Below are 14542 nucleotides of genomic sequence, written 5' to 3' on the forward strand. Positions count from 1 at the left end.
TGAAAAATGTATTGGAAAATATGTCCCCTATGGCAAATGATTGTAAAAATCTGATTATTGAGTTGCTACAAATAGTCCAGATGATTATTCAAGTAGGGTCATTGGTATCAGTCATTATTTTTCCTCCATTTTTTATTGTTTTCTTAATAACTTTAGGAAATTATTTTCTAAGTCTGGCGATAGGGTTAGGAATACCGGTATTTCTCTCGTTTCTAGCTCTAATTTTTTATGTGAAAAAGGCAACAGATACGATAAAATTAGTACAAAAATATCCTGAATACAATAATCAAAATTTTCACCATGCTATAATCATAGCTTATCGAAAGCCTTTCAATGATGAAAATAGAAAAATTCGCTCTAATATGGATGGAATAGATATTTTAATAAACAGATTTAGAAACAATCCTCTCCCCCTTAATTATAAGATATATGAGGTGGATTCAAGAGAGAATGCCCAGAAAGTAATTTGCGATCCAAAAACAACGCATTTATGGATTTTTGGACATGGGCAGAGAAATAAACTAAGGTTATCTGACGGTGACCTATGTTATTATGAGGTAAAAGACGCCAAAAAAAAGATATTTATTGGACAATATCATTGCAATTCGATTCTCGGTAAAAGTTTAGCGGATTATAATAATCCTGACAATTCAGATGTAACTCGATGGAATAGAATTACACCATTAATTCGGTTCTCGGTAGGAAAGAAATTGGACGAATTGACTAAAAATAATATGATTGAACCAAATGAAACATTTTCAGATGGGAACTGTAACTCTTAAAATCATAACAATATTAATTGAAACATCACTCGCGCGGTCCACAATTCCCGAGTGATTTGAACTCCATTTCCTGCTTCACGGCTGGGGCTTTGTCGTTTTTTAAAAATTTTTTGAGGGTATTTTATATCGAGGCTGGATCAGAAGCTGTAGACGTGGTCCGCGTCTTCCATCATGTCGTGGACCATACGCTCGTAGAATTCGTCCTGCCCATACCCGCCGTCATCCTCCATCGGCACCCCCCTCGTCAGGGCATCGTCCCTGCAGACCACCACTCTTGCTTTTGGGATCTCCTGTTTCCTTATGAGGTGGAACACGCCGTCGCAAAAGAGGTACAGGACGGGGTCATCGGAGCGTTTCATGAATTCGAAACAGAGTTTCGCCCGGGTCGATCCGGGAGGTTTACTGAGCATAAAAAGATCGGTCATTACCATACCCTCACAGGAACAGGACGTGGTCGAATTTCTGCAGTTCTGCCATGAACGCATCATCGTCCAAAACTTCGATAAGTTCAATCAGCTTCAAATCCGAAAGCCCCCGCTCTTCCATTGACGGCCCGTGCGCAATCACCCGGATCTCGGGATAGGCATAGATGTAGTAGCTTAGGTTCGGGGTCGTGGGGTTTATGGATTGCTGGCCATGCAGGGCCAGGTAGGTGCCGTCCCCGTACAGCCCGACCGTAGAACCGAAAGGAAGACAGACGATCGCGGCGTGGAGCACGCCGTAGGCCTTCTCTGTACCATACGGGGATACATCGACTAACTGGATAACCGAATTCATGGAATCACCTGGTAATGGAGATTACCCTGTCGCTCTCCGCGATCATTTCCTGAAGGTCGTAGAGACTGGATATCTCGATCAGGTCAGGGTATTCGCAGTTATTCTCTGTCTGGTACCCCCGGGCCATACCGCAGCGCGGGCAGCCCCGGATCCGGGCACCGTGCTCCGCAAGGTCGATAAAGAGGTTCCCCATGTTCGCCACTGCCTGGGGGTTCTGGTGCAGCTTGGGAATATGGAGGGCATCGAGGTAGAGAAAGATGTTCACCCTGTAGTTCTTCAGGGCTTTGGAAGCGATTCGGTACGCAATTTCAGCACACTCCGATATATAGGGGCCGTCGGTCAGCAGGATCGTCAGCGTTTTCATGGGAAAAATCACCTGCCGATCAGGGAACTCACCGTTTCACGGTTGGAGGCATAGCCGTCTTCATGGAGTGGTGTGCATTTTTCCAGGCAGGTTTCTTCGAACGCAAGCATCGTCGCGAAGTAAAAACAGCTCTTGAACCCGCATTTCCCGCAGTTCGAGTGGGGGAGGGATTCGTTGATCTCCATGGGATCGACCGGGTTCCGGGTAGGGCGGGGTGCGGGTTCATCCGAACCCTTCTCCCGGACCCTGTTGATCATGGCAACGACATCTCCCAGGATCTCCCTGCCGTGGTCATCGCTGTTTAACCGGGTCATCGTGACGATCCCCGAGGTATATACGGTGATAAGCGTGTTCTCGCTCTTGACCAGGAGGGCATTCATCTTCTTTGAATACGTGGATTTATCAAAATAAGGGTCCATTGTGGCCAGGAGATGCGAGGGTGGCGGGGTGAGGCGGGCCACGACCCTGAACTTGTTCCGGTCTCCGAGGCAGGTAAGAAGCCGACTGTATTCCATCACGTCTAAATTATTTTTGCCCGTCAAGGGAGCAGCTGCCCCTTGTTCATTGCTACGCATTATTGAACGGCCCCTGTAATTTATCTTCAACTATTTGTGCTCCTTGGCAAAAATGCTAGTGCCTCGATAGATCCTCCGTGATCGAAGGACTATTCCCTGATCTCTCCGGAAAATTTACCGACGCGAAGATCCGGCTCATTCTGCCGCTTGCCGCAGAATACCGCAAGATGGAATGATTGGGTTTTGGTCTGTATGCCGCACAGGACGGGCTTTTTTCCAGGAAAATCTTTCTTATGTACTTGATCGCCCGGAGAAGTATATGTCCGGATCGCGCCACGTGAGGTGGGTCTTCTGATTTATTTTGAATTTGTCAGCGCTTTGAGTTCTTGTGTTCAAATCATCTTTTATTTCATGGGGGTATCGAACAACCCAAGAAAGTACCCGTAATCCGGTGCCGGACAGAACCGGGGAACCAAAAAACCTATCCTTCCCACAAATAGTATCATAAATTATTATGTGGTCTTCCCGGAGGGTGCCTGTTCTTTCCGGACGGGTAGGATTCTTCATACTTACTACGCTGTTCATTCTCGTAATTCCCGGCATTTGCGTGGCATCGACGCCCCCAATCTCGCCATCGCTTCTTTTAAACATGTCAGATGATCCTGCGGACCCGGACGCTTCGTATTCGTTACAGTTTACCTGGAACGGGTACGTCCCGGAAAATCTCCCCCCAGAATACATTGTCGTCGAAGTGTATGACGTGATGGACGGCGAAAGGCTGGGCTCGTTTTCGGTTCCTCGTGAAAACCCTGCGTGCGAGCCGGAACATCCGTGTACCTACGGTTCAACGGTCGACATGGGGATACTGCCCTCCGGGGAGTTCATGCTGGTCGGCTACGATCCCCTCTCGGGAGCGACGGCCCGCCAACAGATATCCGTCTCCCCCCACGGAGATGGCAATGAGGAATTTCTCGACCGGGTCGAACCGGAGCCGGCATTTTTCTTCGTATCGGGGATTCTCATGATTCTCCTGGTGATTATCCTCGCAATCCTCGTGGGGCGTAAAAAATAGGAGTGGGACCGATTGCAGAGCGCCAGCGACTCATACCCGAAAGGGCAAGCCTTTCGGCTACCTCGTCCGGACAGACCAGGTACGTGAAGAACGAGACCAGAGGATTGGAATGAAACATCCGGGAAGAACCCCGCCCTTCCGTGGACCCGACGGCGAGCCGATGCCGGACAGCATCGCCGAGATCCGCTACCTCCGTCTCGGAGGGATCGACCAGTGGGTGATGATGCGGGGCGAGCACATCACAAACCCTCCGCTGGTGTTTCTGCACGGGGGTCCCGGGTTTACCGAGACAAGTCTTTTCCGTCATTTCAATGCCCCGCTTGAGAAGATATTCACCGTCGTGTGCTGGGACCAGCGGGGCGCCGGAAAATCGTTCGACCCCACAATTCCCCGATCTTCGATGAACGTGGAACAGTTCATCTCCGATCTCGACGAACTGGTCGAGGCGGTACGGACCCGCACCGGGCAGGACCGGGTGGCACTATTCGGACACTCCTGGGGCTCTGCGCTCGGCGTGCTCTATTCTGCACGTTTTCCGGAAAAAGTCTCTGCCTACGTCGGGAGCGGGCAGATCGGAGACTGGCAGGAGGGTGAAAAGTTATCGTACTCATTCGCACTCGCAGAAGCGCAGCGCCAGGGCAACCGCAAGGCGGAACGAGCACTTCAGGCGATCGGCCCGCCTCCGCACGATTCCCGGAGCCTGATGACGGAACGTACCTGGCTGCAACGGCTCGAAGGACATCTTGGCATACGATCCATGTGGGAGATGGGACGGGTGCTTCTCGGCGGGCCGGAGGCCTCTGTCTTTGATCTGCCGGCCATCGTGCGTGGGTTCCGTTTCTCTCTTGACGCCATGTGGAGGGAGGTTTCGTGCCTTAACCTGATAGCGCGTGCACCCGTTCTGAAGATGCCGGTATTCTTTTTCCTGGGCCGCAATGACCACTGGGTCCCCCCGGAGACGAGCATGGCCTATTTCGAGTCACTCGCGGCTCCCTCGAAAAAACTGGTATGGTTCGAGGAGTCCGGGCACGAGCCGTTTGTCGATGAACCAGAGAAATTCAACGCGGCAATGGCTGAGCTGGTGAGACCGGTCACGGTGTGACAGGAAGATTAAAATCGCCCCGGGTCTTCATTGACCCGGGTTCCGGGCATTTAACTGAAATTTCTTTTTAATTCCATGGCCTGGAATTTCCCGGATGCACCCGAACGCCCCATCAGACGAGCGGTTCCGGCTGTTGCCCGGCAAGTGCAGGGAGCCGCGGGGTCTTTACCAGGACCGGAGCGTCACTCTGCCGGATCTTCTCCAGGATCATTTCTTTTCCCCTCCTGGTCATTGCGAATATCGGCACCGTGTCTCCGGCCTGCAGCAGGGCTTTGCCCCCCGCGATCTCCCGGATGGTCCCGGACGCACAGGTGGTGACCAGGTCGCACGACGACGACAGCAGCTCCGCCTCCCTGCGATCCAACCCGGTGACATGCACCCCGAACAGGAATGCCCCGGGGAACCGATCCCTTATCTTCGAAGCCTCTTCAGGGATTGCGACGGTGACCGCGACCTTCGTGTATCCCATTTCGTATGCACGGGCTACCCCGGAGAACTGATCCAGGGAGGCGTGGACTTCGTCCAGTACTATCCCGCCGTTCTCCTTGATCCTCCGGATGACGTCCGGATAGGCAACCGTCTTTACCAGGCCGGACATTCTGCCCCCAATACCCTGCACGAGCGCAGGGTTCGTCGCGATAACGGTCCCCGCCCCGTCGGAGGCAAGGACCACGGCGTCGAGCATGTCGGCGGAAAGGCCAAAACTAAGGATTTCCGAAGCCCCGAACCCGACGAACGGCCGGGTATCGGTGACTTCCCGTCCCGGGGTGCACATCCCCCATGCGTGAATCCGGTGTTCGATATTCGCCTTCACTGATTCCCTGTCGATCGCCGAAAGAGGGAATGCAAATTTTCTTGTCAGCGGGCAGGAGGTGATCCGTGCGTCCCCGACCTCCGTCACCACGCCGTTCCGGATAATCACCCGGCACCTGCCGATCGCTTCAAGGATATGTTCGTCGTTGTGTTCTGTCATCGGGCATCCTGCGGTACATACCAGTCGGCATAGAGGGTCATGAGGTGTTGGATCGATCCCTGATCGCTCCCGCACCCGGGAGAATGGAGTGCAGTCTTCAGAGCCGTGCGGTCGATATCCGTATCCAGCCGTCACCATCGGTGGGGAAATACCGGTTTTCCCCGGTCCGGAGCCACTCCATCTCGTTCATCGCGTGGTGCCGGACCTGCCCGCCCCCGGCGGAGATGAGCATCCGCACCATCTCATCCGGGCAGTAGGTAACGGTTTTTTTGACATTGCAATCCCGGTGGATGATAGACCAGATCCCCCGGGAGATGTAGCGCCGGTCTTCCCTGACCAGCCTGCAGGGGAGCAGCGAGTCCAGGATCACCGTGTTCTGCCCGGATTTCGAGGTGAAGCGGGACAGGACTCCGGAAGAGATTTCAGGCGGGAGATAGTAGGATATCCCTTCGAATACGATGATTGTGGGCCGGTCCGGATAAAACGCCCCGGTATCCGCGACCGCATCCCTCGTCCCCCCGGGGTCGTAGAGGTCTGCCTCGACGCATCGTATCCTTTGTGCGGCGGTTGGGGCTACTTCCCGGTAGATCCGTGCTTTCTCCTCCATCCCCGCAATATCCGTCTCAATCACCGATACAATCACCCCCGGGCAGCGCTCGAGGAGTTCGAGGGCAAGCGGGGATTTTCCCGAGGCAAGGATAAGGATCTGGCAGGGAAATCCCCTCGAATTGATGATGGTCGAGGCAATGTGCCGTATGAACCATTTCCGGTTCATCATTACTTCAGGATACCATGGGCAGACCGCATCGCATTCCTGCCTCATCCGTTGTCCTGCCGAGAGGTCGAGACGGGCGACGAACGAAGAGGCGATGCCCGTTCGGTACAGATCCTTCGCCCAGTCCATCACCAGCGCCGCGGTAGGTTCGAGCTCCAGGGACCCGGACATTATCGTGAGGAAAGATCTGGCACCCCTGTTATTTACACCTGTTGGGGCAATGGTATCCGGTAAAAATCCGGTCGGTGAAATCGGGCTGTCCCTGATCCTGTCGGCCTAATTTCCCGACTTACGGGAACAGCGGAAGAAGGCCCACAGAAATCGACCGGGCCGATCGGTATATTCAATTTTAACCTGCAATAGTACATGGAACGCGTGCGATCTTGTCCAGCTTGCTAAATGACCAGGGTTTGCGGAATGAACGGGCAGGAGGAGAGGATGAGATTTAAGGGCATCCCATTCTTACAGGAGAACCTCTCTCTCGGGAACAGGCTCTCGGAATGTTTCTACGGGGTGTTCATGGTGGTGATCATCACCGGGCTCATCAATACGGGCCTCCCTCCCACGGAGAGTACGCTCCGCATCCTCCTCATCGTGGCGCTTGGAGTGAACGTCTCGTGGGGGATCATCGACGGGGTGACCGCGATGTACGGGGGGCTGGTGAACCGTGCGGATTATCTCCGCATCGCCAATGCATACCGGGACGATCCCGGAAGTCCTGAAAAGAGGGATGCAGTCGCGAGATCCCTGCAGGGGACCATGGTCGAGAACCTGACAGGAGAAGAACAGTCGGGAGTGATCGACATGATCGGTGCCGGAACACCCGTGACGGACAAAAAATTCCCTGCGACCCTTTCGGACTGGAAAGTCGCGATTGCCACGCTTCTCATCGACTTTGCGCTCATCTTCCCGGTTATCATCCCCTATTTCCTTATCGATACGGTCCGGATGGCGGTGTTCGTATCCCATACGATCGCCATCGTGCTCCTCGGCGGGATCGCAATGGTCTGGGCCGGAAAACTCGGCCTCAATACCTGGAAGGCGGGGATAACCATCGCGATCATCTCATCTGTCGCGATATATTCCACATATCTCATCGGGTGGTGAGATCCCCGGGGCACCATCACCAAGCCAATTATTGCGGACCGCCGGGCCGGTCAGGAAAGTGCTCTCCCCATCCTGATCACTTCCCGCACGAGCAGATCGAAGTCGTCACACCGGCTGCGGTGATTGGTTATCGCGACATGCAGGTATTTGCTGCCCCGGATAGTAACGGAGGAAGGAACTGCGATCCCCTGCTCCTGGAGTTCACATTCGATCTGCTTGTTCAACTGATCGAGCCTCTCTTTGCTGATGCCGGGCCGGGCATACCGGAAATTCACGATGTTGAGGGAGACCGGCAGTGCAAGTTCCAGCTCCGGCGCTGCATCGACGAGTGTGCCCAGGTAATGCGCCTGTTCAATGTTCTGCTGGATTACCTGCCCGTACTTGGCGGTCCCCTGCTCTTTGATCGTCATCCATGCCTTGAGAGCATGGAAGCCTCGCGAGAGCTCAAAACCGTAATCCGAAAGCCATGGAACATCGACACCGGTCAACCCGCGGTCGCCTTCCCCATGGGCGAGGTACGTCGGGGTAAGAGAGAATGCCTGACGGTGCAGGTCTGCGTCACGGACAAGAATGCACCCGATCGGGTACTGCAGGTACATCCACTTATGAAGATCGAATGCAAGAGAATCCGCCCGGTTCATTCCCGTAACAAGATGTCGGTAGTCGGGAGCGATGGCGGCCCATGCCCCGAAGGCGCCATCTACGTGGAACCAGCATTTTTCCATCGCACAGATATCCGCGATGGAATCGAGGTCGTCGATGGCGGCGGTATTGGTCGTCCCGGCAACCCCGACCACACAAAGCGGGAGAAGCCCGGCACTGCGATCTTCTTTGATCAGTGACTTAAGTGCTTCAAGGTCCATCTGCAGGGATCCCGTTACCGGCACCCGGCGTAATGAATCGCATCCCAGACCGAGCAGTTCTACGGCCTTCTGGATCGAGGAATGGGCCTCGTCCGAACAATAGACGGTCATCCCGGAAGGTGTGTCCCGGAGACCGTGGGTACGCACGTCGAATCCGGCCCTCGTGTTCCGGGCGACGGCCAGGGCGATGAGATTCGATGCGGAGCAGCCGCTGGTAAGGAGACCGCTGGACTCCCGGGGATAGTTGAGCATTTCCTTGCACCAGTCGAGCACCTGCATCTCGACATAATTGTTGCTCTGATAGGCAAATGCCCCGCTCACTGCGTCGGTCGAGGCCGCGAGCAGTTCTGCCAACATCCCCATAACAGTCCCCGATCCCGTGACCCATCCCCAATAGCGCGGGTGGCTGTTGCCGATCTGGAAGGGAAGGACGGTATCGAGATACTCCTGGTACACGCGTTCCGGCGGAGTGGGTTCTGGCGGAGCATGCTGCCTGAAATGGGATTTTATCTCCGGTGGAGCATGCTGCCAGACAGGGCGATCCCGCAGGGTAATGATATAATCAAGTACATCGTCCATCATCCGGTGTCCGAGCGCACGCATGGAGTCCCAGTCCTCGGGATCCAGGGTCTTTTCGTGAGCACGCCCTCGGGTGCTCATGGGAGTATCTCCCCTGACCCGGTCGTCAATGAAATTCCCAACAGAACTGCCGGCATAATTTCCAATTAGGAAAAATCAACGCATATCCTTTTTGATATGGGTCGGACACGGGCAGGAGTGGATCTGATTCTCCCACGGCGGTCCGGTCGGCAGGATAATGAAAAATGAAATTATGCCCTGTTCACGACGATCGTACCGGTGGAGACAGAACTCTGCAGCGATGCGAAATCTGAATTGATACGGAGAATGGTCAGGGTTACCTTGTACGTGCCCGGGAACCGGTAGGTATGGACAGAGTGTGCGGTAGTCGATTTGAACCCGTCCCCGAAATCGTACGTGTAATAGGTGGGGTTTCCGCTTGACTCATCGCTAAAGGAGACTGTCAGGGGAGCGGGCCCCTCCATCGGCGACGCGGTGAACGCTGCTTCCGGTGGCGGGCTTATTGCACGGAAAACCGTAATGGCGCCGGGTTTTCTTGCAACGCTCGTCAGGAAAGTCATTTTTCCAGGATCATACTTCGAGATGGTCTCGGTGATCGTATACGTCCCGGGGAACCGGTAGGTATAGATTACGTCCGGACCCTTCGCAGTGAACCCGTCCCCGAAATTATATACGATCCTGCTCGGATTGCCGACAGACCTGTCTATGCAATGCACCGTCAGGGGTGCGGAACCGGTGACAGGGCTCACGGTGAAGTCCGCCTTGAACAGGGGTTGCCCACCCACTGTGATGTAATCCGGCTTGACCATGGTGTTGTCCTGGCAGGCCGTATTGGTCTCGTGGAGACTGACCGTATAGCTCCCCGGGGACGTGTAGGTATGGACCGGGTTCTCCTCTTCGGAATATGTTCCATCGCCGAAACTCCAGTTCCAGGCCTGTGCAATCCCCACAGAGCGACTCTCGAAGCCGACCGTCAGGGGAGCGGCCCCATCCGTGACGTTCGCGGTGAAATCTGCGATCAAAGGCTCCTTCGGGGCGGTGAGGTTCGCCCAGAGGTCCACCACCTCGTCCTTTGCAGGGTACCGCGTATTATTCTGGGTCAGGGCGAAATATCCGCACTTTTTCACGGTATATGTCCATACCGGTGTGCAGGTAGTGCAGGTCTCGACCAGGAGGGTGCCATTTTGTATGGTCCCTTCGAACCAGTCGCCGTTGAAGTATACCTCCGCGCCGTCGACGTTCGAATGGACCAGGTAATAGGCCTTGCCGCCGCCTATCGGGGGCAGGTGTTCCATTGCACGGATATACCCCGGTTGTTCGAAACTGTGTGAACCGGCACTGTTGCTCACGGTGAGCGTGACGTTGTAGGTTCCGCTGTAGGTATAGGTGTGAACGGGATTCTGTTCGGTCGCATTCGGTGACCCGTCACCAAAGTCCCACTGGAATGCCATGGGCGGCGAACCGGTGGATGAATCAATGAACTGGACGGTCAGCGGGACAAATCCAAACGTCTCGTTCGCGGTGAAGTTCGCCACCGGGGTGAGGGGAGACAGCACGGCATTCACGGTGGTCGTCTTTCCTGCAGTAACCGTCACAGTCCCGGTATAATTCATGTAACCTGCAAGTACCAGTTCCACGGTATGATCGCCGGCAGTGATCCCAGCCAGTTCCTGCGAGGTGACAAAGCCTGTGTCGCTCCCGTCGAGGAAGATCGCTGCGCCGAAGGGAGTCGAGGTCACCCAGATCTTCCCGGTGGTGGGCGCGAGCCCGACGTCGAGGCCGGAGAGTTGAGGGGGGCTGTTCACCATTGTGCTGGCCGCAGGCGAATATCCGTCTGCTTCCACCCAGACCCGGTAGGACCCTTCCTCCACGTCCCATTGGTATAGGCCTGCTTCACCGGTGGTGAGCGGGTTCTGGTCAGGAGTCATCGGCGGAGTGGCGAGTCCTGTCGGGACATTTACCCAGTTCCCCTCATCATCAGGCCACTGGAGCCAGACCTCGGCACCCTCGATCCGCTGCCCCCCGGTGGAGTCATAGATGTATCCCGCGGGCTCGATTTTGAAGGGGAATGTGATTCCGGAAATGATGCATCCCGGTGTCTCGTAGGTGACGGTGGCTGATCCGTAACGGGGATAGAAGGTGGCCGTATAATTCCAGTACTGGGGTCCCCCGGTCATCGGTGCGGCGATGTCCGGTCCGCCGTCATCGATATGGAACAGGATATTCACCGGTGTATCGGGGGAGCAGAGGGTCTGGTTATAAGAGAACATAACAGGGTCACGCCAGTACACCGTCGGGGTGCCCCACGGGTCCGGTACGGAGGGGGTGATCGAGCAACCCGGTGGTGTCCATGCACTTTTCAGGGTCGTCGAGGTCGAAGCGATATTGTCACCGTATTGGGTTTCCGGCGTGCTGGTGGTAATGTTTGCGGTGTTGTTCAGGACCGTGCCGTAGGCAACCGATGAAGGAATACGAACTGTAAGGGACTGCGTGCCGGTGGAGAGCGGAGGAATGCTCCCGAGATCCCACGTCACTGTCCTTGCAGTTTCATCATAGACAGGACTTCCGGATCCGGACAGATACTCGACCGAAGGCGGAAGAAAATCTTTCAGGACCACGTTCTCCGCGGAACTATTTCCCTGGTTCCGGTAGAACAAAGAATAATCCATCATGCTCGCATTCTCATAGAAAACGGGGCCCAATTTCCCGAGCATCAGGTTGGTGGTGCCTGGTGAGGAGCCGAGTGCATAGACATTTCCGTCGAAACTTCCGAAGTAGACCCGGCCATCGGAAACCGCCGGGCTGGAATACACGACACTTCCGGTCGGGTAGTTCCAGATCTGCTCGCCGGTTTCGGCATCCAGGGCGTAGAGTGTGTGATCCCAGCTTCCGACGTACACGATACCATTGGCGAGTGTCGGGCTGGAATAGACCACACTGCCCGTGGTGTAGTTCCAGATCTTCTCCCCTGTCAGGGCGTCCAGCGCGTATACGTTGTTGTCGTTGCTCCCGATGTAGACCACGCCATCCGCGACTGCCGGGCTCGAATCCATCTCGCTTTCGCTCCCTATCGCAGACCTCCAGATCTCCTGGCCTGTGAGGGTATCGAGGGCATAGGCATTACCATCCCAGCTCGATACGTAGAGGATCCCATCCGCGACCGCCGGGCTCGAAGAGATCGGGCTGCCGGTGGTGAAGTTCCAGATTTCCGTGCCGTCCATTGCATCGAGGGCATACAGTGTCGTCTGGTCCCCGGTAACGTACAGGAGACCGTTGCATACGGCGGGACTCGAATCGATGGAGGGATATTCCCCGAACGTTACGTTCCATAGCTCCGTCCCGTTGTGGGCATCGAGGGCGTAGAGCCTGTCACCAAGACTCCCGCTGTACACGACCCCGCCGGTCACTACCGGGCTCGAGGTCACCCAGCCCCCTGTTTGGAAAGTCCAGAGCAACAACCCGGTATTCTTGTCGAGAGCGTACAGGTTGTTATCGTAGCTCCCGGAGTACACGATGCCGTTATCGACTGCCGGACTTGCGAGGACCCGTCCGCCGGTAGTATAGTTCCACACCACCGCTCCGTTCTCTGCATCGAGAGCGTACAGATTCTGGTCATCGCTCCCGATGTATACTACACCGTCGACAACGGCAGGGCTCGAATAGACCCTGTCCCCGGTCGCACGGGACCATACCAGAGCACCGGAGGGGCGTGTCCCCCCGTCGTCGTTAACCCCTGTGTGACAGGGATCAGCCCTGAACATCAGGGGAGCGCGGTCCGGAGAATCCGCATGAACGCCGGGAACACACGTTGCGCATAGACCTGAAAAAAAAACTAAAAGGAAGACCAATCCAAAAATTGCCCGCATGGTTTGTCTGCCGCCTTGAAATTTATTCATCAACGACAATATACAGCACTTCACGTAATAATTCCCGCGGATACGCGGGAGGAGAATAAGGATCCGCCGATACTTTTCACACCATCAATTTCCGATAGGGAAATGGCTGATTCTCCCGGCAGGACAGACCTTGTAGAGGTCGGATCTCATGTGGGCGGGAAAATCCCGATGAACTGATAAACTTTCTCTTCTCACGCTTATCATGACCCAGCGTTCGTATGGTATGTACCTGGCCTATATTGTCCAGGCGCTCGTAGGTTTAAATGTCATTATCGCAATTGTATATCAGGGCCCTTCAGCCGCGCTGATAACAGGCGCCCTTTTCATTGTGGGGATGATCCCTTATATCTTCACGTGGAAGACAAAAATCGTCTTTCCATGGTTCGTGTATTTCCTGGTATCCCTCGCATTACTTATCCACGTCTCCGGCTATGTCCAGGAGCGGTACATCACCTTCCCCAACTGGGACTCACTCGCTCACCTGATCTCGGGAACCATCGTTTCGATCATAGGGTTTGTCGCGATCCTCTTTGCCGACAAGATCAAGAACTACAACCTGGACACCCCGTTCATCGCGATCTTTGTGATCCTCTTCGGCATGGCGATGGAATACCTCTGGGAAATCTGGGAGTTCTTCATGGACCTCTTCTTCGGGGGATCCCTCGCCGGGCCTATGCAGCCGAACAATGCCGATACCATGACCGACATGATCTTTGTCCTGTTATCGTCGATTATCGTGGCCGGAATCGTATACTTCTACATGAATCACCACGGGAAAGAGAACATTTTCCATAATATGGTGAAGGACAGCCCTTATTTTAACGAATAACCCTTTTTCCGTGTCTTCCGGATCCATAACCAGAGGATCGCTGACAATGGTTTCCTGGCCGTATCCCCGGGAGAAACAAAACCATGGAGGTCCGGGAATTTTCACCCGAAGGCAAGGTGAAAATTTAAAGAGACCCGGAAATATATCGTATGGGAAAACAGGTCAGGAGATAAGAGCGAACCATGGATAAAGAGAGCACAAAAACCGGGTTTCTGGACAGGTTTCTTCGCATCATCGTGTATATCCTGGGGATCAGTGTGATACTGCCGGTCCTGGCCGGGATTCTCTTCGGATCCACCGCAGCTTCAATGTTTGGGTTCCTCTTCTCGGCATTCGCCCTCCAGGCCATTGCCGCACCGGTCGGTCTGAGAGCCGGGCTCACTCCGCTTGAGACTCTCGTTTTTATGGCATTCTTCGGGATCGGCCTGATCCTCGGGGTATTCGAGATCTGCCAGACGCTTGGCACAAGTTCGAAACGCGTCGCATCATTCATTGACAAGATCGAGCAAAAGACCTCAAAGTATCCGTTTCTTTCGAAGTACGGTTCCGTGTCATGCTTTCTTCTTGTATGGATACCTGGGATCGGCCTTTACGGGACCCCGGTCATCGCCTGGCTGCTCTCGTGGAAGCGGATCCCGGCGGTTATCTTCACCTTTCTCGGCTTTATGTCGGGGTGTTTCACCTTCCTGTTCCTGGCCGGCGTACTATAGAATTATTATTCAATCATTTTTTTATGCGGATTATCGGGAGATAATTCAGGCGAACCCCGCTACCACCCCCTTCATCCGTCAAACCTGCCCGGCTGGTAAATTCCCCGGACCCCGGGCGGGAAACAGGTATCAAAACATCTCCTGGGAACCCGGTAGGTTCGGCGTTCGAATAACAAG

General features: G+C 54.7%; 15 protein-coding genes. 6 read left to right on the top strand and 9 right to left on the bottom strand.

What is annotated here, in order from left to right; genetic code table 11:
* Positions 1-20 precede the first annotated feature (20 nt).
* Positions 21-782 (top strand): hypothetical protein, encoded by a 762-nt coding sequence (locus tag J2741_RS08505; RefSeq protein WP_209674835.1) that lies wholly within the window; start codon positions 21-23, stop codon positions 780-782.
* A 137-nt stretch (positions 783-919) separates the two neighbouring features.
* On the opposite strand, the gene J2741_RS08510 is transcribed toward J2741_RS08505, so the two are convergent.
* The 5 genes from J2741_RS08510 to J2741_RS08530 form a co-directional block, all read right to left on the bottom strand.
* Positions 920-1207 carry a hypothetical protein gene (locus J2741_RS08510; protein WP_209674836.1) on the bottom strand — a complete coding sequence of 96 codons (288 nt, stop codon included), beginning with the start codon at positions 1205-1207 and terminating at the stop codon, positions 920-922.
* Between the two features lie 10 nt (positions 1208-1217).
* Complete coding sequence (locus J2741_RS08515) at positions 1218-1559, bottom strand: DsrE family protein (protein ID WP_209674838.1); 342 nt, start codon at positions 1557-1559, stop codon at positions 1218-1220.
* 4 nt (positions 1560-1563) lie between these two features.
* Positions 1564-1923 (bottom strand): DsrE/DsrF/TusD sulfur relay family protein, encoded by a 360-nt coding sequence (locus J2741_RS08520; protein WP_209674840.1) that lies wholly within the window; start codon positions 1921-1923, stop codon positions 1564-1566.
* 8 nt (positions 1924-1931) lie between these two features.
* On the bottom strand, positions 1932-2438 hold the full coding sequence (locus J2741_RS08525; protein ID WP_209674842.1) for a (Fe-S)-binding protein: 507 nt from the start codon (positions 2436-2438) through the stop codon (positions 1932-1934).
* 291 nt (positions 2439-2729) lie between these two features.
* Complete coding sequence (locus tag J2741_RS08530; protein WP_209674844.1) at positions 2730-3089, bottom strand: hypothetical protein; 360 nt, start codon at positions 3087-3089, stop codon at positions 2730-2732.
* Between J2741_RS08530 and J2741_RS08535 the strand changes: the two genes are divergently transcribed.
* Positions 3088-3510 carry a hypothetical protein gene (locus J2741_RS08535; protein ID WP_209674846.1) on the top strand — a complete coding sequence of 141 codons (423 nt, stop codon included), beginning with the start codon at positions 3088-3090 and terminating at the stop codon, positions 3508-3510. The genes J2741_RS08530 and J2741_RS08535 overlap by 2 nt on opposite strands.
* 109 nt (positions 3511-3619) lie before the next feature.
* Entirely contained in the window at positions 3620-4612 is a 993-nt protein-coding gene (locus J2741_RS08540; protein WP_209674848.1) for an alpha/beta fold hydrolase, read from the top strand.
* Between the two features lie 112 nt (positions 4613-4724).
* On the opposite strand, the gene J2741_RS08545 is transcribed toward J2741_RS08540, so the two are convergent.
* On the bottom strand, positions 4725-5585 hold the full coding sequence (locus J2741_RS08545; protein ID WP_209674850.1) for a methanogenesis marker 8 protein: 861 nt from the start codon (positions 5583-5585) through the stop codon (positions 4725-4727).
* 97 nt (positions 5586-5682) lie between these two features.
* Positions 5683-6531 (bottom strand): class I SAM-dependent methyltransferase, encoded by an 849-nt coding sequence (locus tag J2741_RS08550; RefSeq protein ID WP_209674852.1) that lies wholly within the window; start codon positions 6529-6531, stop codon positions 5683-5685.
* A 267-nt stretch (positions 6532-6798) separates the two neighbouring features.
* Here J2741_RS08550 and J2741_RS08555 point away from each other — a divergent pair, with 267 nt between their 5' ends.
* Positions 6799-7467: a VIT1/CCC1 transporter family protein gene (locus J2741_RS08555; RefSeq protein WP_209674854.1), complete on the top strand. Its 669-nt coding sequence runs from the start codon at positions 6799-6801 to the stop codon at positions 7465-7467.
* A gap of 50 nt (positions 7468-7517) precedes the next feature.
* On the opposite strand, the gene J2741_RS08560 is transcribed toward J2741_RS08555, so the two are convergent.
* Complete coding sequence (locus tag J2741_RS08560) at positions 7518-8990, bottom strand: pyridoxal phosphate-dependent decarboxylase family protein (RefSeq protein WP_209674856.1); 1473 nt, start codon at positions 8988-8990, stop codon at positions 7518-7520.
* 170 nt (positions 8991-9160) lie between these two features.
* Entirely contained in the window at positions 9161-12691 is a 3531-nt protein-coding gene (locus J2741_RS08565; protein ID WP_209674858.1) for an outer membrane protein assembly factor BamB family protein, read from the bottom strand.
* 337 nt (positions 12692-13028) lie between these two features.
* Here J2741_RS08565 and J2741_RS08570 point away from each other — a divergent pair, with 337 nt between their 5' ends.
* Positions 13029-13655 carry a hypothetical protein gene (locus J2741_RS08570; protein ID WP_209674860.1) on the top strand — a complete coding sequence of 209 codons (627 nt, stop codon included), beginning with the start codon at positions 13029-13031 and terminating at the stop codon, positions 13653-13655.
* A gap of 182 nt (positions 13656-13837) precedes the next feature.
* Positions 13838-14365, top strand: a complete 528-nt coding sequence (locus tag J2741_RS08575) for a small multi-drug export protein (protein ID WP_209674862.1) — start codon at positions 13838-13840, stop codon at positions 14363-14365.
* Positions 14366-14542 lie beyond the last annotated feature (177 nt).

The organism is Methanolinea mesophila (genome assembly GCF_017873855.1).
In the GTDB taxonomy this organism is placed as follows: Archaea; Halobacteriota; Methanomicrobia; order Methanomicrobiales; family Methanospirillaceae; genus Methanolinea_B; species Methanolinea_B mesophila.